This window comes from Ralstonia sp. UNC404CL21Col (assembly GCF_000620465.1).
Taxonomy (GTDB): Bacteria; Pseudomonadota; Gammaproteobacteria; order Burkholderiales; family Burkholderiaceae; genus Ralstonia; species Ralstonia flatus.
Genome location: NZ_JIBE01000007.1, coordinates 96,216 through 120,425, shown reverse-complemented (window position 1 = coordinate 120,425; position 24,210 = coordinate 96,216). Strand labels below are relative to the sequence as shown.

At 64.0% G+C, this 24,210-nt stretch carries 23 protein-coding genes; 18 read left to right on the top strand and 5 right to left on the bottom strand.

Going from position 1 to position 24,210, the window contains the following annotated elements; genetic code table 11:
- Positions 1–116: 116 nt before the first annotated feature.
- The gene (gene yihA / locus N511_RS0116165) at positions 117–818 is read right to left on the bottom strand and encodes a ribosome biogenesis GTP-binding protein YihA/YsxC (RefSeq protein WP_027680265.1); all 702 of its coding nucleotides are present in this window, start codon (positions 816–818) and stop codon (positions 117–119) included.
- 256 nt (positions 819–1,074) lie between these two features.
- Here yihA and N511_RS0116160 point away from each other — a divergent pair, with 256 nt between their 5' ends.
- The 8 genes from N511_RS0116160 to msrQ all read left to right on the top strand — a co-directional run bounded on the left by N511_RS0116160 (position 1,075) and on the right by msrQ (position 9,017).
- Complete coding sequence (locus N511_RS0116160) at positions 1,075–1,734, top strand: c-type cytochrome (RefSeq protein WP_027680264.1); 660 nt, start codon at positions 1,075–1,077, stop codon at positions 1,732–1,734.
- 112 nt (positions 1,735–1,846) lie between these two features.
- Positions 1,847–4,054 carry a cytochrome c biogenesis protein ResB gene (locus N511_RS0116155; protein ID WP_027680263.1) on the top strand — a complete coding sequence of 736 codons (2,208 nt, stop codon included), beginning with the start codon at positions 1,847–1,849 and terminating at the stop codon, positions 4,052–4,054.
- Positions 4,055–4,061: 7 nt separating this feature from the next.
- Positions 4,062–5,249 carry a c-type cytochrome biogenesis protein CcsB gene (gene ccsB, locus N511_RS0116150; RefSeq protein ID WP_027680262.1) on the top strand — a complete coding sequence of 396 codons (1,188 nt, stop codon included), beginning with the start codon at positions 4,062–4,064 and terminating at the stop codon, positions 5,247–5,249.
- A 108-nt stretch (positions 5,250–5,357) separates the two neighbouring features.
- Positions 5,358–5,786 (top strand): COG4315 family predicted lipoprotein, encoded by a 429-nt coding sequence (locus N511_RS0116145; RefSeq protein WP_027680261.1) that lies wholly within the window; start codon positions 5,358–5,360, stop codon positions 5,784–5,786.
- A gap of 25 nt (positions 5,787–5,811) precedes the next feature.
- The gene (locus N511_RS0116140) at positions 5,812–6,393 is read left to right on the top strand and encodes an RNA polymerase sigma factor (protein WP_027680260.1); all 582 of its coding nucleotides are present in this window, start codon (positions 5,812–5,814) and stop codon (positions 6,391–6,393) included.
- A gap of 8 nt (positions 6,394–6,401) precedes the next feature.
- On the top strand, positions 6,402–7,262 hold the full coding sequence (locus N511_RS0116135) for an anti-sigma factor family protein (RefSeq protein ID WP_027680259.1): 861 nt from the start codon (positions 6,402–6,404) through the stop codon (positions 7,260–7,262).
- Between the two features lie 95 nt (positions 7,263–7,357).
- Positions 7,358–8,353, top strand: coding sequence for a protein-methionine-sulfoxide reductase catalytic subunit MsrP (msrP, locus tag N511_RS0116130; RefSeq protein ID WP_027680258.1), 996 nt, complete (start codon positions 7,358–7,360; stop codon positions 8,351–8,353).
- Positions 8,354–8,360: 7 nt separating this feature from the next.
- Positions 8,361–9,017, top strand: a complete 657-nt coding sequence (gene msrQ, locus N511_RS0116125; protein WP_037027064.1) for a protein-methionine-sulfoxide reductase heme-binding subunit MsrQ — start codon at positions 8,361–8,363, stop codon at positions 9,015–9,017.
- 64 nt (positions 9,018–9,081) lie between these two features.
- Here the strand turns inward: msrQ and lysA are convergent, their stop codons facing one another.
- Together lysA and lptM are read right to left on the bottom strand one after the other, a co-directional pair.
- Positions 9,082–10,341, bottom strand: coding sequence for a diaminopimelate decarboxylase (lysA, locus tag N511_RS0116120; protein WP_027680256.1), 1,260 nt, complete (start codon positions 10,339–10,341; stop codon positions 9,082–9,084).
- A gap of 64 nt (positions 10,342–10,405) precedes the next feature.
- On the bottom strand, positions 10,406–10,639 hold the full coding sequence (gene lptM, locus N511_RS0116115) for an LPS translocon maturation chaperone LptM (RefSeq protein ID WP_004634541.1): 234 nt from the start codon (positions 10,637–10,639) through the stop codon (positions 10,406–10,408).
- A gap of 138 nt (positions 10,640–10,777) precedes the next feature.
- On the opposite strand from lptM, the gene cyaY reads away from it, so the two are divergent.
- On the top strand, positions 10,778–11,122 hold the full coding sequence (cyaY, locus tag N511_RS0116110; RefSeq protein WP_027680255.1) for an iron donor protein CyaY: 345 nt from the start codon (positions 10,778–10,780) through the stop codon (positions 11,120–11,122).
- Positions 11,123–11,194: 72 nt separating this feature from the next.
- On the opposite strand, the gene N511_RS0116105 is transcribed toward cyaY, so the two are convergent.
- Positions 11,195–13,609, bottom strand: coding sequence for a penicillin-binding protein 1A (locus tag N511_RS0116105; RefSeq protein ID WP_027680254.1), 2,415 nt, complete (start codon positions 13,607–13,609; stop codon positions 11,195–11,197).
- Positions 13,610–14,061: 452 nt separating this feature from the next.
- On the opposite strand from N511_RS0116105, the gene pilM reads away from it, so the two are divergent.
- The 8 genes from pilM to N511_RS0116065 all read left to right on the top strand — a co-directional run bounded on the left by pilM (position 14,062) and on the right by N511_RS0116065 (position 22,138).
- A complete protein-coding gene (pilM, locus tag N511_RS0116100; RefSeq protein WP_027680253.1) occupies positions 14,062–15,132 on the top strand; it encodes a type IV pilus biogenesis protein PilM in 1,071 nt (356 codons plus the stop codon).
- Between the two features lie 10 nt (positions 15,133–15,142).
- Entirely contained in the window at positions 15,143–15,775 is a 633-nt protein-coding gene (locus tag N511_RS0116095; RefSeq protein WP_027680252.1) for a PilN domain-containing protein, read from the top strand.
- 2 nt (positions 15,776–15,777) lie between these two features.
- The gene (locus N511_RS0116090) at positions 15,778–16,437 is read left to right on the top strand and encodes a type 4a pilus biogenesis protein PilO (protein WP_027680251.1); all 660 of its coding nucleotides are present in this window, start codon (positions 15,778–15,780) and stop codon (positions 16,435–16,437) included.
- Complete coding sequence (locus tag N511_RS0116085) at positions 16,434–16,979, top strand: pilus assembly protein PilP (RefSeq protein ID WP_027680250.1); 546 nt, start codon at positions 16,434–16,436, stop codon at positions 16,977–16,979. Before N511_RS0116090 ends, N511_RS0116085 begins: the two co-directional genes overlap by 4 nt.
- A 2-nt stretch (positions 16,980–16,981) precedes the next feature.
- The gene (pilQ, locus tag N511_RS0116080; RefSeq protein WP_331280479.1) at positions 16,982–19,138 is read left to right on the top strand and encodes a temperature dependent type IV pilus secretin PilQ; all 2,157 of its coding nucleotides are present in this window, start codon (positions 16,982–16,984) and stop codon (positions 19,136–19,138) included.
- 138 nt (positions 19,139–19,276) lie between these two features.
- Entirely contained in the window at positions 19,277–19,849 is a 573-nt protein-coding gene (locus N511_RS0116075) for a shikimate kinase (RefSeq protein ID WP_027680248.1), read from the top strand.
- Positions 19,846–20,952, top strand: coding sequence for a 3-dehydroquinate synthase (gene aroB / locus N511_RS0116070; protein ID WP_027680247.1), 1,107 nt, complete (start codon positions 19,846–19,848; stop codon positions 20,950–20,952). The genes N511_RS0116075 and aroB overlap by 4 nt, the downstream gene beginning before the upstream one ends.
- Before the next feature lie 19 nt (positions 20,953–20,971).
- Complete coding sequence (locus tag N511_RS0116065; RefSeq protein ID WP_027680246.1) at positions 20,972–22,138, top strand: deoxyguanosinetriphosphate triphosphohydrolase; 1,167 nt, start codon at positions 20,972–20,974, stop codon at positions 22,136–22,138.
- Between the two features lie 215 nt (positions 22,139–22,353).
- On the opposite strand, the gene N511_RS0116060 is transcribed toward N511_RS0116065, so the two are convergent.
- Positions 22,354–23,028 carry an OmpW/AlkL family protein gene (locus tag N511_RS0116060; RefSeq protein ID WP_027680245.1) on the bottom strand — a complete coding sequence of 225 codons (675 nt, stop codon included), beginning with the start codon at positions 23,026–23,028 and terminating at the stop codon, positions 22,354–22,356.
- Positions 23,029–23,276: 248 nt separating this feature from the next.
- On the opposite strand from N511_RS0116060, the gene N511_RS0116055 reads away from it, so the two are divergent.
- Positions 23,277–24,002 (top strand): transposase, encoded by a 726-nt coding sequence (locus N511_RS0116055; RefSeq protein ID WP_027680244.1) that lies wholly within the window; start codon positions 23,277–23,279, stop codon positions 24,000–24,002.
- Positions 24,003–24,210 lie beyond the last annotated feature (208 nt).

Sequence of the window (24,210 nt, the reverse complement as noted above, 5' to 3'; positions counted from 1 at the left end):
GAAACCTTTGTCGCGATTATCCATCCTATGCACGGACAATGCGCCAGCGACGCTGATGCGGCGTCCCCCGCGGCTCCTCCCTGACGCGGGTTCCCATCGATGGCTCGATGGGGTCGTTACCCCCGTTGCGCGTTTGGCGACGGGGTTTTTTTTGCCTGTTCGGCTTGCAGCTGGGGCTCCAGCGCCTCGGGCAGGCACAGCCAGCCCGCGACAATTCGCTGCGCCTCTTCGATGCCGCGACGCTTCAAGCTAGAGAACAGCTGCACCGTCAGCGACACATCACCGTCGATCTGTGCGCGGTAATCGGCCAGCACCTTGCGTGCCGCCATGAGCGCGCGCGAGGCGTCGTTGTTGGTCAGCTTGTCCGCCTTCGTGAGCAGCACGTGGATCGGCTTGCCCGTTGGCAGGAACCACTCGACCATCTGGCAATCGAGGTCGGTAAACGGACGGCGCGCGTCCATCATGATGACGAGCCCGGCAAGTTGCTGGCGCGCCTGGACGTAGTCGCCGAGCAGGTGAACCCAATGCGATTTGGTCTCGCCGGGGGCTTCGGCATAGCCGTAACCGGGCAGGTCGACCAGGAAGCCGAGCGGGTCCTCCGCCTTGGCGGGCATCACCGAGAAGTAGTTGATGTGCTGCGTGCGGCCGGGCGTCTTGCTGGAAAAAGCCAGCCGCTTCTGGTTGCACAGGATGTTGATCGCGGTGGATTTGCCCGCGTTGGAGCGGCCCGCAAACGCGACTTCCGGCACGGCGGTCGCCGGTAAATCACGCAGATGATTGACGGTGATGAAGAAACGGGCTTGATGCAGGAGCGACATGCGCGGCAGTACCTGTAAACTGCAGTTCAGAACTGCGTGGTTGCTGCGCCGCGAGGTCGCATTGCAGAGGTGTTATTGTACAATACGCCGGTTTACGGACGTCCCCACCAGATCCGTCGCAGGACCGCCCCGAGGCCCGGGCCGGTCCGTTTTCATGCGCGGGACTGGCACGAGGAGAAGGGGGCGCCCGGCGCCGCAGGGTCCCGCATAGGGCGGCGCACGCAGCATTCGAAAACAATCTAAACAAGGTGTGCGAATGAACCGCATCGCGAACGTTTTTGCTGTCGCAGCGCTGTCCCTGGCATCGGCCTTCACCGTGGCCCATGCCGAAGAGCAAAAAGTCGCCAAGGCCGACGCCGCGCGCGGCGAAACGATCTTCAACACCGGTGTGCCGGCCAATGGCGTGCCCGCGTGTACCAGTTGTCATGGCGCCGGCGGCAACAGCGCCATGAACGTCAACCCGAAGCTGGCCGGCCAGCACGCCGAATACATCGAAAAGCAGCTCAAGGATTTCAAGGCCAAGACCGACCGCAACCAGCCGGTCATGTCGCTGTATGCCGGCGCGCTGTCGGATCAGGACATGAAGGACATTGGCGCCTATCTGGGCAAGCAGCCGGCTTGGAAGCCGGGGTCGGCCAAGAGCAAGGACACCATCGAACTGGGCCAGAAGCTGTATCGCGGCGGTGACGCCAAGCGCGGTATCGCCGCGTGCGCAGGCTGCCACGGCCCGACGGGTGCCGGCATCCCGGCGCAGTATCCGCGTATCGCAGGTCAGTTCTCTGAATACACCGAGGCTCAACTGGTTGCGTTCCAGAGCGGCACCCGCAAGAACAGCGTACAGATGCACGACCTGGCCGGTCGCATGACGGCCCAGCAGATCAAGGCGGTGGCCGACTACATTGCCGGCCTGCGCTAATCTGCCGCACCCGGCCGTCATGTGACGGTCGCACAATCAATAAGAAGAACAGGGTGGCAATGCGCCTGGCATCGCCACCCTGTTTTCGTTTCTGAACAGGTTTCTTCCCCGCATGCCTTCGGTCTCCACTTCCGGCGTCCAGATCCGCTCCCGCCGTCGCGCGCTGCGCGAAACGGTCGAGCTGCTGTCGTCGATGCGCTTTGCGATCAGCCTGCTGACGGTGATCGCCATCGCCAGCGTGATCGGCACGGTGCTCAAGCAGAACGATCCGTATCCGAACTACGTCAACCAGTTCGGGCCGTTCTGGGCCGATGTATTCCGCTCGCTGACGCTGCCGACCGTCTATAGCGCGTGGTGGTTTCTGCTGATCCTGGCGTTCCTGGTGGTGTCGACCTCGCTGTGCATCGTGCGCAACGCCCCGAAGATGCTGGCCGACATGCGGGCCTGGCGCGAGAACGTGCGCGAGGGCAGCCTGCGCGCGTTCCATCATCGGGACGAATTCGATTCCTCCGTGGATACGGCGACCGTGACCGCACGCCTAGCCGCGCTTGCGCAGAACCGCGGCTTCCGTATCAAGGCGTTCGCCCGCGATGGCGGAGCGACGCTCATCACGGCAAAGGCGGGAGCGGGCAACAAGATCGGCTACATCCTGGCGCATACGGCCATCGTCGTGATCTGCATCGGCGGCTTGCTCGACGGCGACATGATGATCCGCGCGCAGATGTGGTTTGGCGGCAAGTCGCCCATCAAGGGCAATGCGGTCATCAGCGACATCGGGCCGGAGCATCGGCTGTCGACGTCGAACCCGGGCTTTCGCGGCAACGCTTTCGTGCCGGAAGGTTCGACGGTCAGCACGGCGATTCTGAACATTGCGGACGGCGCGCTGATCCAGGATCTGCCGTTCATGATCACGCTCAAGAAGTTCACCGTCGAGCATTACTCGACCGGCATGCCCAAGCTGTTCGCCAGCGACATCGTCGTGACGGACCGCCGCACCGGCAAGCAGACCGCTGCGCGCGTGGAGGTGAACAAGCCGTTTGTGTATGACGGCGTGGCGATCTATCAGTCGAGCTTTGAAGATGGCGGCTCCAAACTCAAGCTGATCGGCTATCCGATGCACGGTGACAACGCCAAGACGTTCGACATGTCGGGCGTCGTGGGCGAAAGCTCGAAGCTCACTGGCAAGGGCGGCGACTACACGGTCGAGTTCTCCGACTTCCGCCTGATGAATGTGGAAACGGTGACCGACGCCTCGGGCAAGCAGGACGCGCGCGGTGTCGGCAAGAAGGGCGGTGCGGAAAATGGTCTGCGCGCGGAGCTGGGCAACGTCACCAAGATGACGCGCGACCGCGATCTGCGCAACGTCGGCCCGTCCGTGCAGTACAAGCTGCGCGACGCCAACGGCCAGGCGCACGAGTTCAGCAACTACATGCTGCCGGTCACGCTCGATGGGCAATCGGTGTTCCTGGCCGGCATGCGCTCGCAGCCGGACGAGCCGTTCCGCTATCTGCGCATTCCCGCCGATGCGCAAGGCACCGTCGCCGACTGGATGCGCCTGCGCGCCGCGCTGCAGAATCCGGCGATGCGCGGCGAAGCGGCGCGCCGGTTTGCGCTGCTCTCCATGCCCGGCGAAGAGCGCGCGGAACTGCGCAAACAATTGACGGAAAGTGCGCGTCGCGCGCTCGACCTTTTTGCCGGCGCTGCCGATGCCAAGGACGGCGCCTCCGCCGGTGCGCAGGGTGGTTTTGCCGCGGTCGCCACGTTCCTGCAGAAGTCGGTGCCCGAGGGCGAGCGAGAGAAGGCCGCCGATGTGCTGATGAAGATCATCAACAGCTCGATGTGGGAACTGTGGCAACTCGCCCGCGCGCAGGACGGCCAGCCTGCGCCCACCGTGGATGCCGCGAGCAGCCAGTGGTTGCAGAGCGCCATCAACGCGCTGTCGGACAATGTCTTCTACGGCGCACCGGTCTATCTGCAGTTGAGCGACTTCCAGCAGGTGCAGGCCAGCGTGTTCCAGCTCACACGTGCGCCGGGCAAAAACATCGTGTATCTTGGGTCGTTGCTGCTGGTGCTGGGCGTGTTTTCCATGTTCTACGTGCGAGAGCGCCGCTGGTGGCTGTGGATCCGGCCGCAATCCGGCCAGGCCAACGAAAGCGCCTCCGGCGCACATGTGCTGACCGCCATGTCGACCATGCGCCGCACGCTCGACTTCGACCGCGAGTTCGAGCGCCTCAAGCACGATATCCGTGCCGCGGCGGGCGCCCCGGCCGCACCCGATGCCGCCAGTGCAGCGAGCATCGACCCCAAACCAACGAAGTGAGCAGGTGATGGAAGCGACCAATCCCCAAACGACCGTGGCGAGCGCTGATCTGGGTGCGCTGCAGCGTCCGTCGTATTTCCGCCGCCTGGGCTGGTTTGACTGGCTGTTTGCTGCAATGCTGGCCGCCGGCGCCGGTTATGCCTTCTCGCGCTACGGCGCCTACATGGACGGCTACGAGCGCGGCATTCTCGTTGCTGCCGTGCCCGCCTTCGCATGGCTGGGCTGGACGTGGAAGCCGGTGCGCGTGCTGATGATCGGCATCGCCGTGTTGTCGCTGTTCGGCATCTCGCAGTACGCCGGCGCCAATGGCCCGGATCTCGCCCGCGCCGAACACGCCTTCTTTCTGAAGTACTTCCTCGCCAGCCAGTCGGCCATCCTGTGGATGAGCGCGCTGATCTTCCTGTCCACGCTGTTTTTCTGGACGGGGCTGGCGCTGCGCTGGGAAGCGGGCGGGGCCATCGGCAGCAAGCTGTGCTGGGCAGCGGTGGTGCTGGGTCTGACCGGCATGCTGGTGCGATGGTACGAGTCGTACCTGGTCGGCGCCGACATTGGCCACATCCCCATCTCGAATCTGTACGAGGTGTTCATCCTCTTTACGTTGATCACCTCGCTCTTCTATCTGTACTACGAGCAGCGTTACAAGACGCGCGCGCTGGGCCCCTTCGTGATGCTGGTGGTGTCGGCCGCCGTGGGCTTTCTGTTGTGGTACACGGTGTCGCGGGGCGCGCAGGAGATCCAGCCGCTGGTGCCGGCACTACAGAGCTGGTGGATGAAGATCCACGTGCCCGCCAATTTCATCGGTTACGGCACGTTCGCCCTGTCGGCCATGGTGGGCTCCGCTTATCTGCTGAAGGAGCGTGGGGTGCTGGCCGATCGTCTGCCGTCGCTCGAAGTGCTGGACGACGTGATGTACAAGGCCATCACCGTCGGCTTCGCGTTCTTCACCATCGCCACGATTCTCGGTGCGCTGTGGGCGGCCGACGCCTGGGGTGGCTACTGGAGCTGGGATCCGAAGGAAACCTGGGCGCTGATCGTCTGGCTGAACTACGCGGCGTGGCTGCACATGCGCCTGATGAAGGGGCTGCGAGGTCGCATGGCCGCCTGGTGGGCGCTGATCGGCCTGTTGGTGACGACGTTCGCCTTTCTGGGCGTGAACATGTTCCTCTCGGGCCTGCACAGCTACGGCGAGCTGTAAGCCGTCAGTCACAAAAAAATCTCAGCGGACTGGAATAAAGACGCGCCTGGCGTGTTTACTGCTCAGTGAGGGCGCGATCGGCGTGCCCCTCCATCCAAGGAGAACAAGATGAGCCAGTCCGCAGCTTCCCAGAAGTGGTTCAATTCGCGCACCGCGCTAGCCAGCGCCGCGCTGCTCGCCGCCCTCGGTTTGGCGGGCTGCAGCGGTATGGGCATGGGGGCGTCGTCCACGCCGTCCGCCGTCAAGGTGACCAACGGCACGCTCACCGATCAACACGGCATGGCGCTCTACACGTTCGACCGCGACGCCACGGCCGGCAAGAGCGCCTGCAACGGCAAGTGCGCCGACAACTGGCCGCCGCTGGCTGCCAATGACGCCGACAAGCCCTCCGGCGACTACACCATCATCACGCGCGACGACGGCAAGAAGCAGTGGGCCTATCGCGGCAAGCCGCTTTACCTCTGGACCAAGGACAAGATGCCGGGCGACCAGACCGGCGACGGCTTCATGAACGTTTGGCACATCGCCAAACCGTAAGCACGCCGCCGTCGCTCACGCCGCTATGTCCGATCTGGCCAGCCGGCTGATTGCGCTCACGCCACGCCTGCGCCGACACGCACGCGGCCTCGTGCGTGACGCGAGCCGTGCCGACGACCTCCTCCAGGACACGTTGGAACGCGCCTGGCGTTACCGCTGGCGCTTCCAGCTGCGGCCGAGGTTGGGCCCCCTCGGCGCGATCGGCGCGATGGGCGCGAAGGATGAGAGCGACGGGCTGTTTGCCTGGCTGCTGACGATCATGCACCGGCTCCACCTGAATGCCGTGCGCCGGCCCGACCGGATCGAGCTGAGCGACGCACCGCCGGAGATTCCCGTCGATGACGACCCCGGCGTGCGCCGCGACCTGCTGCGCGCGCTGGCGACGTTGCCCGAAGATCAGCGCGCCGTATTGCTGCTCGTCGGTCTGGAGCAATTCGCCTACAAGGAAGCCGCCGACGTGCTTGGCGTGCCGGTCGGCACGGTGATGTCGCGGCTGTCGCGGGCGCGCGAGCGGATGCGTGTCGCGCTCGAGGGAGCGCCCGCCGCATCGGGTGCAATTGCGGCATCCGGCGATGCCAGCAGCGCAATGCTGCACCGCGTGAAGTGAGGCTCGCCATGTCCTCCAATTCCATTCATATCGACGAACTTCATGCGTATGCCGACGGCCGTCTGCCTGCGGCGCGCCGTGCTGCGGTGGAGGCCTATCTTGCCGCGCACCCCGGGGTCGCGGCTGAAGTTGCGGCTTGGCGCGAGACGGACGCGCAATTGCATCGCGCGCTTGATCCGCTGCTCAACGAACCGGTGCCGCAGCGTCGCATTCCGGCAGCGATCCTTGCGGCAGCACGTCGCCCCACGGCCGGCGGCTTCGGCGCGATGCGCGGCTGGAGCGTGGCGGCGCTGAGCGTGGCGTGTCTGGCCATCGGTTCCGGGGCGGGCTGGCTGAGCCGAGGCGCCGTTGAGCGCACCCTGCCCATGCAACGGTTCGCAAACGATGCCCTCGTTTCGCACGTCGTCTTTTCGCCGGAGTCCAAACACATCGTGGAAGTGCCGGCCGACGAGGAGGCGCATCTGGTGACGTGGCTGTCGCGCCGGCTTGACGCACAACTGCACGTGCCTGATCTGACATCGCTGGGCTACCGGCTCATCGGCGGGCGCCAGACGGTGGTAGCCGATGCGCCCACGGCCATGCTGATGTACGAGGGGCCGGGCGGCACGCGCATCTCCGTGCAGCTGCGGCGCATGCCGAACAACCGCGATACCGGCTTCCGGCTGGAGACGCTCGCGCCCGACAACCGTGTGCTGCAAGCAATCCATCCTGCGGTCGATCACCCGCCGCCGATGGCGTTCTATTGGGCCGATCACGGCCTGGGATTTGCGGTCGCCGGCCCGCTTGCCCGGGCGCAGTTGCTGGAAGTGGCGCAAGTCGTCTTTCGGCAGTACAGCGAATTCACCGGCCCGGCACCGCGCAAGAAATAGCGCTACATTTTTTTCGCTACGCGCTGTCAGGTCGGCAGCGCTGGCACGACCAACGCACATGGGACAGCGTTCCCGCACAACGAGGACCACGAATCATGTTGATCAAGACTGACCGCTGGCTGCGTGGCGACGACATCCCCGCCAGCGAGATCACGCCGCAGCACATCTTCGAGCAGCGCCGCCGTTTCTTGGCCGCTGCCGCCATGGGTGCGGCCGGCGCGACGCTGGCGCCGTGGGCATCGCGCGAGGCTTTTGCCGCCAACCCTTCGCTGGCCAAGTTGCCCGGCAAACCGAATCCCGCGTACACGACCGTGGAGAAAGCCACCCCGTACGACCAGGTCACCACGTACAACAACTTCTACGAGTTCGGCACCGACAAGGCTGACCCGGCGCGCTATGCCGGCACGCTGCGCCCGCACCCCTGGCAAGTCAGCGTGGAGGGTTTGGTGAAAACCCCCAAGACCTACGACCTGGACGACCTGATGAAGCTCGCGCCGATGGAAGAGCGCGTCTACCGCCTGCGTTGCGTCGAGGGCTGGTCGATGGTGATTCCGTGGGTGGGCTTCCCGCTGGCCGAGTTGATCAAGCGGGTGGAGCCCCAGGGCAGCGCCAAGTACATCCAGTTCATCTCGCTGGCCGACAAGCGGCAGATGCCCGGCATCAGCAGCCCCGTGCTTGAGTGGCCCTACAGCGAAGGCTTGCGCCTGGACGAGGCGATGCATCCCCTGGCGCTGCTCACGTTCGGCCTCTACGGCCAGGTGCTGCCGAACCAGAACGGTGCGCCCGTGCGTGTGATCGTGCCGTGGAAGTATGGCTTCAAGAGCGCGAAGTCCATCGTCAAGATCCGCTTTGTCGACAAGCAGCCCCCGACGAGCTGGAACATTGCCGCGGCCAATGAATACGGCTTCTATTCCAACGTGAACCCGACCGTGGACCATCCGCGCTGGAGCCAGGCCACCGAACGCCGCATCGGCGAGGACAAAGGCGGTTTCGGTGGCCTGTTCGCGCCCAAGCGCAAGACGCTGATGTTCAACGGTTACGACCAGGTGGCCCCGCTGTACGCCGGCATGGACCTGCGTAAAAACTTCTGAGGCCGACATGACATTGCTGCCGCCGATGTTGGCGCCCAAGCCATTGCGTGTGGTGAAGGCGATCGCATGGATCGTGGCGCTGCTGCCGTTCCTGCGCATCGTCTTCCTGGGCGCGACAGACCAGTTCGGGGCCAACCCTCTGGAGTTCGTCACGCGCTCGACCGGTACGTGGACGCTGGTGCTGCTCTGCTGCACGCTGGCCATCACGCCGCTGCGCCGCATCACGGGCATGAACTGGCTGATCCGGCTTCGCCGCATGCTCGGGCTGTACACGTTTTTCTACGGCACGATCCACTTCCTGATCTGGTTGCTGGTCGATCGCGGACTCGATCCGGCGTCGATGTTGAAGGACATCGTCAAGCGGCCCTTCATCACCGTCGGCTTTGCGGCGTTCGTGTTGATGATTCCGCTGGCGGCCACGTCGACCAACGCGATGGTGCGCAGGCTCGGCGGCAAGCGTTGGCAGTGGCTGCACCGGCTTGTCTACGTGACGGGCGTGCTGGGCATCCTGCATTACTGGTGGCACAAGGCCGGCAAGCATGACTTTGCCGAGGTGTCGATCTACGCCGCAGTGATGGCGGTGCTGCTGGGCCTGCGGGTGTGGTGGGCGTGGCGCTCGCAGCGCAGTGCGATGACCGGAGCCGCGATGCCAGCCCGCGATTGATGCCGATCGCGCCCACAAAAAAGCCGACGTTTGCGCGTCGGCTTTTTCTTTTTGCGATGCGGGCTTACGCCGGGAACAGGTGCTCGCCGCGGATCAGGTCTTCAAAGCATTCGCGTTCACGCGCCAGATGGACTTTGTCGCCATCGACGATGACCTCGGCCGCGCGATTGCGCGTGTTGTAGTTCGAACTCATCGTGAAGCCGTACGCGCCGGCCGACAGGATCGCCAGCACATCGCCCGGCTGCACCGCCAGCGAACGGTCGCGGCCCAGCCAGTCGCCGGATTCGCACACCGGGCCCACCACGTCGTACACGACCGGCGCGCTTTGGCTGTCGCGTACCGGCACGATGTGGTGATACGCCTCGTACATTGCCGGGCGGGCCAGGTCATTCATGGCCGCATCGACGATGCAGAAGTTCTTGCTCGCGCCGGGCTTGAGGTATTCGACGCGCGTGAGCAGCAGGCCGGCGTTGCCCACCAGCGACCGGCCCGGCTCGAACAGCACAGCGCGATCGCCAAAGCCGCGCTGCTCGACGCGGTCCAGCAGCGTGCGCGCGAAGGCGGTGATGTCCGGCGGCGTCTCGTCCGTGTACGTGATACCCAGACCGCCGCCCACATCGATGTGCGCGAGGCGGATGCCCTCGGCGTCGAGCTGCGTCACCACGTCGAGCACCTTGTCGAGCGCATCCAGATACGGCGACACCTCGGTGATCTGCGAGCCGATATGGCAGTCGATGCCGACCACGCGCAGGTTCGGCATCGCGGCGGCTGCGCGGTAGGTCGGCAGCACTTCGTCAAACGCCACGCCGAACTTGTTGCCCTTCAGGCCCGTCGAGATGTACGGGTGCGTCTTGGCGTCGACGTCCGGGTTGATGCGCAGCGACACGGGCGCGACCTTGCCCATCGATGCGGCCACGTCATTCAGGCGGTGCAACTCGGGAATCGACTCCACGTTGAAGCACGCCACGCCGACTTCCAGCGCGAACCGCATTTCGTCCGCGCTCTTGCCCACGCCCGAGAACACCACCTTCGAGGCCTGTGCGCCAGCGGCCAGCACGCGCTTCAGTTCGCCGGCGGAAACGATGTCAAAGCCTGCGCCCAGCTGTGCGAACACCTGCAGCACGGCGAGGTTCGAGTTGGCTTTCACGGCGTATTGCACATGCGCGTTGCGGCCCTCGCACGCGGCGGCGTAGGCGCGATAGTTGGCCGTGAGGGCGGCGCGCGAGTACACGTAGGTGGGCGTGCCGAACTGCGCGGCAATCGCGTCGAGCGCGACGCCTTCGATCATCAGCGCGCCTTCCTGGCGGATCAGGGACTCGGACATGAGTGGGAACATTCTGGGCGTCGCACTGGATAAGGGCGTCGCCGGTTGAGCAAAAAGGACGGGATCAGCGGTTCGCGGGCACCGCGCTGGCTGCATCTGCGGCTGCGGGTTTGGCGCCCGGCACCGGGGGCTGCGGCACGGCGTTCGGGCCGGCGATGCCAGGGTCGGTGGTTTGCGGCGCGGTTGGCGCCGGCGGCACCTTGGGCATGTACAGCGGCCCGCGAATTCCGCAGCCGGATAGGCCTGCGACCGTCAGGGTCAGGCCGACAGTGGCTACAATGGCGGCGGTTCGTATCATCGGATGATGGTGCAGAAAGGATGCCCCAGGGGTGTGGCCCTTGCGGCGATCGGAGTCATATGGGACGAGGCGCCTGCTGGTCAGGACGGGCCGGAAATGGCCGCCACGCAACGTCCGCGCAAGATTTTGGAGTGTAGCATGCCCCCCCTGAGCGAATCGGAGTTCCTGGCGCTGGCCGAGGCGGAACTCAGCCGCATCGAAAGCATCGTTGAAACGGCGGCCGACGAGGCCGATGCCGACATCGAGGTCAACCGCACCGGTAACGTGCTGACCCTTGAATTCGACGATGGCTCCAAGATCATCATCAACAGCCAGGCGCCGATGCAGGAGCTGTGGGTGGCGGCGCGTGCGGGCGGTTTCCATTTCCGCCGCGGCGACGACGGCCGCTGGGTCGACACGCGCAGCAAGGAAGAGCTGTATGTGGCGCTCTCGCGCTATGTCAGCCAGCAAAGCGATGTGGATGTGACATTGGCGGCCAGCTGAGCGCAGCGCTCTCCTTGGATGCCAAAACAAAAGCCGCCCCGAAGGGCGGCTTTTTCATGGGTGCGACGACGTTCAGTTGCCGCGGAACATGTCGAGAATCTTCTGTTTCTCCTGTTCCTGCGTCGGCGCCAGGTTGATGCCAGGCTGTTGTGACGGGTCGCCGCCCGGCGCCGAGGCTCCCGGCAGCGCATCGCCCAGGCCCACCGACGCCACGCCCTGACCGTTGGCGTATTCCTCGTAGGCCCAGTCGCCCGCCATCTGCACGACGCCTTCGGGCGGCTGGCGCTCGGTCTGCGGTTCGCCCTTCAGTGCGTAGCTCATGTAGTTGATCCAGATCGGCAGGGCCAGGCCGCCGCCGGTTTCGCGATCCCCGAGGCTGCGCGGGTTGTCGTAACCCATCCAGGCCACGCCGACCAGCTTGGGCGTGTAGCCGCAGAACCAGGCGTCGAACGAGTCGTTGGTGGTGCCGGTCTTGCCTGCCATGTCATTGCGGCCCAGTTTGACCTTGGCCTGGTAGCCCGTGCCGTTCGATACCACGCTGCGCAGCAGCGAATCCATGATGAAGTCGTTGCGCGGATCGATCACGCGCACGGCATCCTTGCCGGCGGTCATCGGATGGCTTTGCTGCACGACCGTGCCGCGCGCATCGACCACGCGATCGATGATGTACGGGTTCACGCGGTAGCCGCCGTTGGCAAACACCGAGTAGCCGCTCGCCATCTGCAACATCGTCACCGAGCCGGCGCCCAGCGCCATGGGCAGATAGGCGGGGTGCCGATCGGCATCGAACCCGAAGCGCGTGATGTACTGCTGCGCGTACTGCGTACCGATCGCCCGCAGGATGCGCACCGACACCAGGTTCTTCGATTTCTGCAGCGCGCGGCGCATCGTCATCGGGCCGTCATAGCCGCCGCCGTAGTTCTTCGGCTCCCACACCTGGCCGCCGGTGTCGCCCGTCGGGATCGAGAGCGGCGCGTCATTGATGACGGTAGACGGCGAGAAACCCTTGTCCACCGCCGCCGAGTAGATGAACGGCTTGAAGCTCGAACCCGGCTGGCGCCAGGCCTGCGTGACGTGGTTGAACTTGCTGCGGTTGAAATCGAAGCCGCCGACCATCGAGTAGATCGCGCCCGTCTGCGGATCGAGCGAGACGAAGCCCGAGGCCACTTCCGGCAACTGCGTGATTGACCACTTCTGCGTCTTCGGATCTTCGATCACGCGGATCACCGCGCCCGGGCGGAGCTTGATCTTGGGCTGCGCGTTGTTCGACAGCGCGGCCTGTGCAAAGCGCAGGCCGTCGCCGGCCAGGTCGATCGTCTCGCCGGTCAGCATCGTCGCGCGCACCAGCTTGGGTGTCACGCTCACCACCACGGCCGATTGCAGATCGTCGCTGTTCGGATGTTCCAGCAGGGCGTCATCGATGGCCTGTTCGCGTTCCTCCGCATCGGAGGGCAGGTCGATGAACGCTTCAGGGCCGCGATAGCCGTGACGGCGCTCGTAGTCGAGAATGCCGCGGCGCACGGATTGATATGCGACGTCCTGATCCGCCTTGCGCAGCGTCGTGTAGACGTTCAGCCCGCGCGTGTAGGTTTCTTCGCGGTATTGCGCGTACATGAGCTGGCGCACCATTTCAGCCACGTATTCGGCGTGCACGTCGAATTCATGGCCTTCGCCACGCACCGGCAGTTGCTCATTGATGGCCTGCGTGTACTGCTCCGGCGTGATGTAGTGCAGGTCGCGCATGCGCTGCAGGATGTATTCCTGACGCACCTTGGCGCGCTTCGGGTTCACCACCGGGTTGTACGCTGACGGCGCCTTCGGCAGGCCGGCCAGCATGGCCGCTTCGGCCAGGGTGATGTCCTTGATGTTCTTGCCGAAGTAGATCTGCTCGGCGCTCGCAAAGCCGTACGCGCGCTGGCCCAGGTAGATCTGGTTCATGTACAGCTCGAGAATCTGATCCTTTGTCAGGCTCGCCTCGATCTTGTACGAGAGCAAGATCTCGTAGATCTTGCGCGTGTACGTCTTCTCGCTCGACAGGAAGAAGTTGCGCGCCACCTGCATCGTGATGGTCGACGCGCCTTGCGACAGCCCGCCATGCAGGTTCGCCAGGCCCGCGCGCAGCACACCGATGAAGTCGACGCCGCCGTGCTCGTAGAAGCGGTCATCTTCGATGGCCAGGACCGCGCGCTTCATCACGTCGGGCATCTGCGTGATCGGCACGAAGCTGCGGCGCTCTTCACCGAATTCGCCGATGAGGACGTTGTCGGCGGTGTAGACACGCAGCGGAATCTTCGGGCGGTAATCGGTGATGGCGTCGAGCGACGGCAGGTTGGGCGCGGCGACGAGCAGGGCATAGCCCAGCAGCAGCGCGCCGACGACCCCCATGGCAACGAACAGGCCGAGCATCCAGAGAAGCAGTCGCGCCCACAGTGGGCGACGGGCCTTGGGCGGCTTGGGCGAAGCTGGGGTGGTTTGGGCAGTAGCCATTACAGGTGGGCACCGGGGGTGTCAGTCAGCGTGGCGGCGATTATATCGTTGAGGCTTCGGCGGTCCGGCTGCCTCGGACGTAACAGCACGTAACCACTGTCACCTCAGCGGATGAGCCGGCACTTGTGCGCCGCGCCATGCCCCTTTCAGGCGTAGATTGTGCGCCGGCGGTATCTTGATTCAAGGCGGCTAAGAATCCGCCGTTAGAAGTAGACGGAGCGGAAATCAAGTCAGACGAAAGGGGTATCCCCCGACCGTGGGGTTTTGACAACGCTTTCGGAAGGGCATGGCGCGAAATGCATCGCGGTCTGCCTGAGCGTTTGCCTGTTCTAAAGGATTTTGTGAGAATCCAGCAGCAAATCTAAGCAGGCTATGGCGCACGTTGGATTTGCGACGGGCGCCAGGGTTCAAAAAACTATAAACGGTGGGGTGTCTCTGTGCGACGGGGTTTGTTGTCCGGCCTGCTGCGCCGCAATATCGTCGGGATAGATATCGGGTCTTCCAGCGTCAAGGTGGTGGAGTTGTCCGCCAACGGCAAGCAGGGGGATTTCCGTCTCGAAAAATGCGCCAGCGAGCTGATTGAACGCAGTGCCGTCGCTGACGGCAATCTGGTGAATATCGATGCGGTGGGCAATGCGCTCAAGCGCGCCATCGCCAAGGCCGGCATTCGCGGTAAGGAAGCCGTGCTTGCCATTCCCGCGAGCCTGACGGAATCGCAAACCGTCAGCCTGCCCGACAACCTGACTGAAGACGAACTCTTCGTGCAGGTCGAGAGCGAAGCCAACCGGCTGTTTCCGCCCTCGCAGAACGTCAATTTCGACTATGTCGTGATCGGCCCGTCCGAAACCGAAGGCGGGATCGGCGTGCGCGTCACGGCAACGGTGTCCGAGCGTGTGACCGAGCGCGTGACCGCCGCCGAGATGGCCGGTCTGAAAGCAATCGTCATGGACGTGGAAGAAAACGCCATCCAGCGCGCCATGACGCACATGCTGGCCGTCAAGCCGGACGCCACCGAAACGGAGACGCGCGACATGCCGGTCGTGGCGATGTTCCACCTGGGCGGTGCGCGCTCGCACGCATTGTTCTACCAGGGCTGGAAGGAGTTGTACGAGCAGCCGATGTCGGGCTCGGGCGACCAGCTTACGCAGAGCATTTCGCGCCTGTTCTCCCTCGATCTGCTCAAGGCCGAGGTGAAGAAGCGCAAGAACACGCTGCCCGACGAATACCGCAGCCAACTGCTCAAGCCGTCGCTTGAGACGCTGGCCATGGAGGTCGGTCAGGCCATCCAGAATTTCCTGTCAACCTCGAGCGTCGGCCGCGTCGACGAGATCGTGCTGTCGGGCGGCCACGCATCGTTGCTGGGCGTGCAGACCGCCATCCAGCAGCAGACGCAGATCAATACGACGCTGGCCAATCCGTTCGCCAATATGGGCGCGGCCAAGAACGTCAACGCGCGCTATCTGCAGCGCGATCTGCCGGCCTACATCGTCAGCGCGGGCCTCGCCCTGCGCGGGCTGCAATAAGGAGCTGACGATGGCCAATGAAAGCGCACATGCCGTGAATGCGCTCCCGAGCGTGAACCTGCTGCCGTATCACGCGGAGCGACGCGCCGGTAAGCGCAAGAAGGTATTCATGAGCCTCGGCGCCGCCGCTGCCGTGGGTGCGGTGGTGGTGTTCCTGGGCGGCATGGTGATCGATCACCAGACCGAAGAGGCGCAACGCATCAACGACATCCTCACGCAGAAGAACGCGGAGATGGACAAGCAGATCGCCGAGGTCAACACCCTCAAAAAGGACATCGACGACCTGCTGCAGCGTCAGCAGGCCGTGGAAAGTCTGCAAAACCAGCGCAACCGCCCGGTGCAGCTGCTTGAAGAATTGGTGCGCCAGGTGCCGGACGGCATCTATCTCACCTCGCTGAAGCAGGAAGGAGACCGTTACACGGTATCCGGTGTGGCGCAGTCGAACGAGCGCGTGTCGGACCTGCTGCGCAACCTGGGTGCGGTGCCCTGGCTCGATCATGCCGAACTGGGCGAATCGGTGGCCACCACCATGACGAACAACCTGAAGGAACAGCGCCGCCTGTTCAACTTCACCATCCGCTTCCAGTGGAAGGCCGAACCGGCAACGCCGGCCAAGCCCGGTGCGGCCACGGCGGGGAAATAACCATGGCGCTCTCGACCGAAATTTCGTTGGAAGACCTGGTCAGCCAGTTCCGTGGCCTGAACCTGAACGAGCCGGAAACGTGGCCGATCGCGCCGCGCATCCTGTTCATGATTCTCTCCGCCGTGCTGGTAATCGGCCTGGGCTGGCAGTTCTATTGGAGCGGCAAGTTCGACGAACGCGACGCCAAGCGCACCGAGCAGGACAACCTCAAGGCGGCATACCAGAGCAAGCTCGCGCAGGTAGTGAACCTCGAAGCCCTGCGCAAGCAGAAGGCCGAGGTGGAGCAGCGTGTCGCGAAGCTCGAACTGCAACTGCCCAACAAGACCGAGATGGATGCGCTGCTGGCCGACGTCAACCATGCCGGTATCGCGCGTGGGCTGACCTTCGACCTGTTCCGCCCGTCCGGCGCCGTGATCAAGCCTTACTACGCCGAGATCCCGGTGGCGGTGAAGGTGAATGGCCGCTATCACGACATGGCGCTCTTCGCTGCCGACGTGGCGGCGCTCTCGCGCATCGTCACGCTGCAGAACATCTCGCTGACAGGCACCAAGGATGGCGGCATGGTGATGGAAACGCGCGCCGAGGCCTACCGGGCGCTCGACGCCGACGAGCAGGCTGCACAGCGCAAGGCGAATGCAGCCGCCAAGGGAGGCGCCAAATGAGGGGCCGCATCGTGAGCCGTCGCCGCATGTCGCACGTTCTGCGTCTGTCGCCGCTGTGCCTGGCCGTCGTGCTGACGGCCTGCGGCGCGAGCGAAGACGATGAATTGCAGCAATGGATGCAGCAAGCGCGCCAAAGCGTCAGTACGACCGTGCCGCCGCTGCCCGAGCCCAAGCCTTACGCGCCGCGCGAATACACGACCACCAAGCAGACTGATCCGTTCAGCGTGCAGAAGGTGGCAGAACTGTCGCGCGCGCAGAACGAATCGCCGGAACCGAATCGCCGTCGCGAGCCGCTGGAAGACTATCCGCTGGAAGCCTTCAGGCTGGTCGGGACGATGAAGCGCAATGGCGAGACGGAAGGTGTCCTGTCTGTCGGGGACAAGACGCAGCATGTGCATGTGGGGCAGTACATCGGACAAAACTATGGTCGCATCGTCCGCATCGGAGACCAGGAACTCACCCTGCGTGAGCTGGTGCGCGAAGGCACGACCGAATGGAAAGAAAAAATGACGACCCTGAAAGTTCAGGAGAGCGCGCAATGACGATGCGTCTTGTGAAGGGCGGCCTGTCGCAGGCAGCCCGAGTGGCCCGGGGGGGCGCGGTGGCATGGCTTTCGCTGTGCCTGTTCATGGTGGCCGGTCAGGCCGCCGCTCAGCAGGCGGCGCCTGCAGCGGCCGTCTCCGGCAACACGATCGAAAAGGTGGAGCAGGCCACGGCCGGCGAATCCACCGTGGTGACGGTCACGCTCAAGAGCGCGCCGACCCAGAAGCCGGTGGAGTTCAGCACGCAGCAGCCTGCGCGCATCGCCATCGACTTCTTCGGGGCCAGCTTCGCGCAGGGCCGCGCCAATTACCAATACGGCGGCAAGCTGCTGCGTTCGGCGAACGTGGTGCAGATCGGCGACCGTACCCGCGTTGTGCTCGATCTCGCGCGCCAGACGCAGTACAAGTCGGAAGTGCGCGGTAACCAGTACGTGCTGACGCTGGAAGCTGCGCCCGTGGCCGCGGCTGTCGCGGCACCGACCTTCTCGGCCCCGGCCCCCGTCGCAGGCGCCGAGCGCCCGGCGGTGCGCAACGTTGACTTCCGCCGTGGCGAGGATCTCGCAGGTCGCGTCGTGGTCGACCTGTCGACTGCCAACTCGGCGATCAACATCGCCCAGCAAGGCCAGAACCTCGTCGTGGACTTCGTCGGTGCGACGCTGCCGCAGTCGCTGCGCCGTCGTTACGACGTGAGCGATTTCGGCACGCCCGTGCAGGCCATGCGTGCCACCGACAACGGCACCGGCGCCCGCCTGATCATCGAGCCGCGCGGCAACTGGCAGTACAGCTCGTATCAGACCGACACGCAGTTCGTCGTGGAAGTGCGTCCGACCAAGGAAGACCCGAACAAGCTGATTTCCGGGCCTGGCTACCGCGGTGAGCGCCTGTCGCTGAACTTCCAGAACATCGATGTGCGTTCGTTGCTGCAGGTCTTCGCAGACTTCACGAACCTCAACATCGTGACCAGCGACAGCGTGACGGGCACCCTTTCGCTGCGTCTGAAAGATGTGCCCTGGGATCAGGCACTGCAGATCGTGCTGGACTCGAAGGGCCTGGCGTCGCGTCGCAATGGCAACGTGCTGTGGGTCGCCCCGCGCGGTGAGCTGGCCACGAAGGAAAAGGCCGAGCTTGAGTCGCAGCAGCAAGTGACCGAGTTGGAGCCGTTGCGTAGCCAAGTGTTCCGCCTGAACTACCAAAGTGCTGGCGATGTGCGGAACATGCTGCTGGGTACCGGGGCTGCCGGCGGGGCAGGTGGTGCTGCCGGCGGTACGACTTCTCGAATCCTGTCCAAGCGCGGCTCGCTCACGGCGGATACGCGTACGAACCAGCTGTTCGTCTCGGACATCCCGAGCAAGCTGGAGGAAGTGCAGGCGTTCCTGCTGAAGATCGACATTCCGGTGCGCCAGGTGATGATCGAAGCGCGCATTGTCGAGGCGGACGACACGTTCAGCCGCAACCTCGGCGCCAAGCTTGGCTTTGCCTCCAAGACCAACGGTGCCGGTTACGGCAATACCTACACCAACGTCGTGTCGCCTGTGACGCAAAACGCCACGTGGGACAACAGCCCCGCGATCAGCTTCCCGGCCAATGGCATCAACGGCGTGAACGCGGCAAGCGTGGCCGTGAGCCTGTTCAATGCCGGTGCCGGCCGCTTCCTGGCGCTGGAGCTGTCTGCGCTGGAAGCTGACGGCCGCGGCAAGATCGTATCAAGCCCGCGCGTGGTCACAGCCGACAACATCAAGGCGCTGATCGAGCAAGGTACTGAGATTCCGTACCAACAGGCGACGTCTTCCGGTGCGACTTCGGTGCAGTTCAAGAAGGCCAACCTGAAGCTGGAAGTGACGCCCAAGATCACGCCGGACGGCAACATCTTCCTGGATGTGGACGTCAACAAGGACAGCGTAGGTATCCAGACCACCAACGGCTTCGCCATCGACACCAAGCACGTGCAGACGCAGGTGCTGGTCGAGAACGGCGGCACGGTCGTGATCGGCGGTATCTACACGCAGAATGAGCGGACCGACATCAACAAGGTGCCGCTGCTGGGCGACATTCCGGTGCTGGGCAACCTGTTCAAGAGCACCAACAAGATCAACAACCGCACCGAGTTGCTGGTCTTCCTGACGCCGCGTGTGCTCTCCGATCAACTGTCGCTGAAGTAACCGACGGCGGCGTTTCGATCAAAAAGCCCGGCCTCCTGAATGGAGCGCCGGGCTTTTTTGTGTCCTGCGGCGGGGTTTGTGCAGGATGGTGACCAAATGCCACTACAATCAGGCTCAAATTCCTGATTTCACGCGATTTTGTCTGTTTCGAACGTATTTTTCGTCGGCTTGATGGGCGCGGGCAAGACCACGGTCGGCCGGGCGGTGGCGCGTCGGCTCGATCTGCCGTTCTTCGACTCCGACCATGAGATCGAAGCGCGCTGCGGTGTGCGGGTGCCGGTCATTTTCGAGCACGAAGGCGAGGTCGGTTTTCGCGATCGCGAAACCCACATGATCGACGAGCTGACCGCGCGCGACGGCGTGGTCATCGCCACGGGCGGGGGCGCCGTGTTGCGGGCCGAAAACCGGGCGTTCCTGCGCGAACGCGGTACGGTGATCTACCTGCGCGCCAATCCGCATGACCTGTATCTGCGCACGCGCCACGACAAGAACCGGCCGCTGCTGCAGACAGAGAACCCGCGCGCCAAGCTGGAGGAACTGCATGCGATCCGCGATCCGCTGTACCGTGACGTGGCGCATTTCGTCATCGAAACCGGCAAGCCCACCGTCGCGCAGCTTGTTAATATGGTTCTGATGCAACTCGAAGTGGCCGGCATTGTGGCTCCGCCCGCAGGCTCTTCCACCTCCTCGCAAGTCTCCTCTCAGTCATGATTACCGTTGATGTTGACCTTGGCGATCGCGCCTATCCGATCCATATCGGCTCGGGGCTGCTGTCCAAGGCTGAGTTGTTTGCCCCCCACATTCGCGGCGCGCGTGCTGTGATCGTCACCAACGAGACCGTCGCACCGTTGTATGCGGCCAAGGTCGAAGCGGCCGTTCGTTCGCTCGGCAAGGCGGTCGACACGGTCGTGCTGCCTGATGGCGAATCGTTCAAGAAGTGGGACACGCTCAATCGCATCTTCGACGCGCTGTTGACCGCGGGCGCAGATCGCAAGACCACGCTGATCGCCCTGGGTGGCGGCGTGATCGGCGACATGACGGGCTTTGCCGCTGCCTGCTACATGCGCGGCGTGCCCTTCATCCAGGTGCCGACGACGCTGTTGTCGCAGGTCGATTCTTCGGTGGGTGGCAAGACGGGCATCAACCACCCGCTGGGCAAGAACATGATCGGCGCGTTCCACCAGCCGCAGGCGGTGCTGGCCGATATCGATACGCTGCGCACTCTGCCGGCGCGCGAGCTGGCTGCGGGCATGGCCGAGGTCATCAAGCACGGCGCGATTGCCGATGCCGATTACTTTGCGTGGATCGAACAGAACATCAAGGGCCTCAACGACTGCGATACGGATTTGATGACCGAGGCCGTGCGAGGCTCGGTGCGTATCAAGGCCGCAGTCGTGGCACAGGATGAGCGGGAGACCGGTCTGCGTGCCACCCTCAATTTCGGTCACACCTTTGGCCACGCCATCGAAGCCGGTCTGGGCTATGGCGAATGGCTGCACGGCGAGGCCGTCGGCTGCGGCATGGTGATGGCGGCGGACCTGTCGCATCGCTTGGGCTTTATCGACATCGAGACGCGCAACCGCATCGCGGCGCTCACGCGTGCCGCCGACCTGCCGACGGTGGCGCCGGACCTTGGCGTGGATGGGTTCATCGACCTGATGCGCGTCGACAAAAAGGCCGAAGCCGGCGAGATCAAGTTCGTACTCCTGCGCAAGCTGGGCCAGGCCTTCGTGACCACGGTGCCCGACGCTGACTTGCGCGCCACCTTGCAGCACGCCGTGCTGCGACCGCCGACCGAGGCGCCCGTCGCCTGAGACAAGACGAGATGGCCCGATGAACGACCGATTTGATGTGCCGTCTGCGCCGTTCGATCTCGAAGGCCCTCTCGCTCCCTACGCCGCGCATTCGGCGCAGACGCGCGGCCGCGTCCACGCCGAGCCGCCATCCACATCGCGCACCGAGTTCCAGCGTGACCGCGATCGCATCATCCACAGCACCGCTTTCCGCCGGCTCGAATACAAGACGCAGGTCTTCGTGAATCACGAGGGCGACCTGTTTCGGACGCGGCTCACACACAGCCTGGAAGTCGCGCAGATTGCCCGTTCGATCGCGCGCAGCCTGCGCCTGAACGAGGATCTCGTCGAAGCGATTTCGTTGGCACATGATCTGGGCCACACGCCGTTCGGCCATGCCGGGCAGGATGCGCTCAACGATTGCATGAAGCCGTACGGGGGGTTCGAGCACAACCTGCAGAGCCTGCTCGTGGTCGACCAGCTGGAAGAGCGCTACGGCGGTTTCGACGGGCTGAACCTGACGTTCGAAACGCGCGAGGGCATCCTCAAGCATTGCTCCCGCAATAACGCGGCGACGCTGGGTGACCTGGGGCGGCGCTTTCTCGAGGGGCAGCAGCCATCACTCGAAGCGCAGCTTGCCAACCTCGCCGATGAGGTCGCGTACAACAACCACGATATCGACGACGGCCTGCGCTCCGGCCTGATCACGCTGGAGCAACTCGAAGACGTGCCGCTGTGGGCCATCCATCGGCGCGAAGCCGAGGCGGCATTTCCGGACGTCAGCGGCCGACGCCTGATCAACGAAACCATTCGTCGCATCATCAACGCGCTGATCGTCGATCTGATCGGCACCACGCGCGTGGGCATCGCTGAAGTGGCGCCGCAATGTATCGACGATGTGCGTGCCGCGCCGGCGCTCGCTGCGTTTTCGGAGCCGATGCGCGAAGAGGCGCGCGCGCTCAAGCGCTTCCTGTTCGATAACCTGTATCGGCATTACCTCGTGATGCGCATGGCCGCCAAGGCACGCCGCATCATCGACGATCTGTTCGGCGCGTTCATGGATGATCCGCGTCTGCTGCCGCCGCAATATCAGGCGAAAGCCAACCCTGAAGAGCAGCCGCGCTGGATTGCGCATTACATTGCCGGCATGACGGATCGCTATGCCATCAAGGAGCATCGCCGCATCTTTGCGGTGGATGCAGTTTGAGCGACGGCGCCGGCGGAGCGCTACTCGCTTGCCTACCTCCCCGAACATCCGGCGGCTGATCTAAACCGAGCGCCCAAAAAAAATGCCCGGCCGCCCCAACGCATGCCGGGCCGAACGCGCCAACCACCGCCGACGAGCGCCCCCGCCGTCGACGGCCCCTGCGGCACGTCGGTAAAAGTCGATCAGGACAGTGTCGGTTCGCTGATCGTCCTCCCTTAAAAGCGATAGCCCAGGCCGACGCCCAGCAGCCACGGGTCAACCTTGACCTTGCTGATGGTCTGGCCAGCCATCTTCACGTCGGCGCTGATCCAGGTTTTCTTCAGGTCGACGTTGAAGTAGAGGCGTTCGGTCAGGCGATAGTCGAAGCCCACCTGCAGCGCCGGGCCGAAGCTGTTCTTACTGAGGTCGAGCGGACCCACGCCCGGCACCTGCAGATTCACATTGGAAATGCGCGTGTAGTTGATGCCTGCACCCACGTACGGCTTGAAGCGCGACTCGGGCGTGAAGTGATACTGCATCGTCAGAATCGGCGGCAGGTGGCGGAAGTTGCCGATCTTGGTCGGGCCGCCCAGCGCACTTTGCATGACGGTCACGTCGTGCTGCTGCGGGTACGTCAGGATCAGCTCGGCCGCGAGGTGCGGCGTGAAGAAGTACGAGATATCCAGCTCAGGCAAAACCTTGTTGTTGATCTGAATGGCATCCGCCGGAATGGCAAGCGCCGGCACGGCGTCGGACTTATTGGCGGCTGTCAGGCTGACGGCGCGCAGGCGCACCATCCAATTGCCGGTGGCGGGCGCCAAATCGGTGCTCTGCGCAAATGCGGCCTGGCTGAATCCGGCGGCAAACATGCCGGCGGCTGCGGCGACTGCGGCTAGGCGGTAAAAAGCCATGAAACGCTCCCTCTCGTGTTGTCTCGTGATGTGATGGGAGCCAGTCTCGCGGGGAAGTTGCCTGGCCGATTTGCTTGGGATCAAGTTGGGCCGGTCGTCGATGGCGCATCGGGCCGCCGATTTGACGGCGCGCAAACTTCGCCGTTGCGGTCCGACGACAACGTCATGCAAGCGTTTGCGCTCTAAAAATTGGGGACAGATTCGCGCGCTCCGGCTACGATGGCGCTTTTCTTCCCCCGTTTTTTCCCATGGCTCGCCTGCCTCGTCTCAGTCCAATCGATGTCCCGGTGCACGTGTTGCAGCGCGGCAACAATCGCCAGACCGTCTTTCGCGGCGACGACGACTACGCGTTCTATCTCGACACGCTGCGCATGGCTGCCCGCGAGCATGACTTCGCAATCCATGGGTTTTCGCTGATGCCGAATCACGTCCATCTGGTGGGAACACCCAAGGTGGCGGACAGCCTCTCGCGAACGCTGCAGGCTGTGGGACGGCGCTATACGCGCTACTTCAACGCTGCGGCGGATCGCAGCGGCACGTTGTGGGAAGGGCGTTTCCGATCGACGGTACTGGACCCCGCCGAGTGGGTGCTGCCGATCCTGTTGTACGTGGAATCGAACGCCACACGCGCAGGCCTCGTCAGCACGCCGGAGGAAGATCGATGGAGCACGTATCGTCACCACGTCGGCATCCAGTCCATTCCGTGGGTGAGTGACCACTATTGCTATTGGCGGCTTGGCAACACGCCGTTCGAGCGGCAGTCGCGATACCGGACGTTGTGGCACGAAGGTCTGGGCTCAGACCAGCTAACGGAGATCCGCCAGCATGTGCACAGCGGTTGGCCACTTGGCAACGAGGCGTTTCTCGCCACCTTGGCACGCACCGGAGGCCGTCGGGTTGCCCCATTGCCCAAGGGGCGACCGCTTCGTCGCACCGCAGAAGTGGGAACGGAGAACAGCGCGCGCATCGAATAGCGGCGGCGACGCCGTCATGCAGACGACATCAATCGCACCGATTTTGATCTGTCCCCATTAATAAACCCGCACTGATGTCGTGCATTTATTAATTTGTTCCGACCCCATTTAAAAAATTTTGCCTGTTACGGGCCACTCTTTTATATTCGTTTCACCCCGCATTCATGGTGCGGCGCGCCATTGCCTGTCTGCCACCGCATCCGCACCA

Bases quoted from the DNA above. Each gene is read 5' to 3' on its own strand.
- cyaY (WP_027680255.1), top strand. From the start codon at position 10,778: ATGCCCCCCCTGAGCGAATCGGAGTTCCTGGCGCTGGCCGAGGCGGAA.
- N511_RS0116095 (WP_027680252.1), top strand. From the start codon at position 15,143: ATGGCCAATGAAAGCGCACATGCCGTGAATGCGCTCCCGAGCGTGAAC.
- N511_RS0116145 (WP_027680261.1), top strand. From the start codon at position 5,358: ATGAGCCAGTCCGCAGCTTCCCAGAAGTGGTTCAATTCGCGCACCGCG.
- ccsB (WP_027680262.1), top strand. From the start codon at position 4,062: ATGGAAGCGACCAATCCCCAAACGACCGTGGCGAGCGCTGATCTGGGT.
- N511_RS0116090 (WP_027680251.1), top strand. From the start codon at position 15,778: ATGGCGCTCTCGACCGAAATTTCGTTGGAAGACCTGGTCAGCCAGTTC.
- pilQ (WP_331280479.1), top strand. From the start codon at position 16,982: ATGCGTCTTGTGAAGGGCGGCCTGTCGCAGGCAGCCCGAGTGGCCCGG.
- N511_RS0116155 (WP_027680263.1), top strand. From the start codon at position 1,847: ATGCCTTCGGTCTCCACTTCCGGCGTCCAGATCCGCTCCCGCCGTCGC.
- N511_RS0116085 (WP_027680250.1), top strand. From the start codon at position 16,434: ATGAGGGGCCGCATCGTGAGCCGTCGCCGCATGTCGCACGTTCTGCGT.
- N511_RS0116060 (WP_027680245.1), bottom strand. From the start codon at position 23,028: ATGGCTTTTTACCGCCTAGCCGCAGTCGCCGCAGCCGCCGGCATGTTT.
- lptM (WP_004634541.1), bottom strand. From the start codon at position 10,639: ATGATACGAACCGCCGCCATTGTAGCCACTGTCGGCCTGACCCTGACG.
- N511_RS0116055 (WP_027680244.1), top strand. From the start codon at position 23,277: ATGGCTCGCCTGCCTCGTCTCAGTCCAATCGATGTCCCGGTGCACGTG.
- N511_RS0116135 (WP_027680259.1), top strand. From the start codon at position 6,402: ATGTCCTCCAATTCCATTCATATCGACGAACTTCATGCGTATGCCGAC.
- N511_RS0116140 (WP_027680260.1), top strand. From the start codon at position 5,812: ATGTCCGATCTGGCCAGCCGGCTGATTGCGCTCACGCCACGCCTGCGC.
- msrQ (WP_037027064.1), top strand. From the start codon at position 8,361: ATGACATTGCTGCCGCCGATGTTGGCGCCCAAGCCATTGCGTGTGGTG.
- lysA (WP_027680256.1), bottom strand. From the start codon at position 10,341: ATGTCCGAGTCCCTGATCCGCCAGGAAGGCGCGCTGATGATCGAAGGC.
- msrP (WP_027680258.1), top strand. From the start codon at position 7,358: ATGTTGATCAAGACTGACCGCTGGCTGCGTGGCGACGACATCCCCGCC.
- aroB (WP_027680247.1), top strand. From the start codon at position 19,846: ATGATTACCGTTGATGTTGACCTTGGCGATCGCGCCTATCCGATCCAT.
- N511_RS0116105 (WP_027680254.1), bottom strand. From the start codon at position 13,609: ATGGCTACTGCCCAAACCACCCCAGCTTCGCCCAAGCCGCCCAAGGCC.
- N511_RS0116160 (WP_027680264.1), top strand. From the start codon at position 1,075: ATGAACCGCATCGCGAACGTTTTTGCTGTCGCAGCGCTGTCCCTGGCA.
- yihA (WP_027680265.1), bottom strand. From the start codon at position 818: ATGTCGCTCCTGCATCAAGCCCGTTTCTTCATCACCGTCAATCATCTG.
- N511_RS0116065 (WP_027680246.1), top strand. From the start codon at position 20,972: ATGAACGACCGATTTGATGTGCCGTCTGCGCCGTTCGATCTCGAAGGC.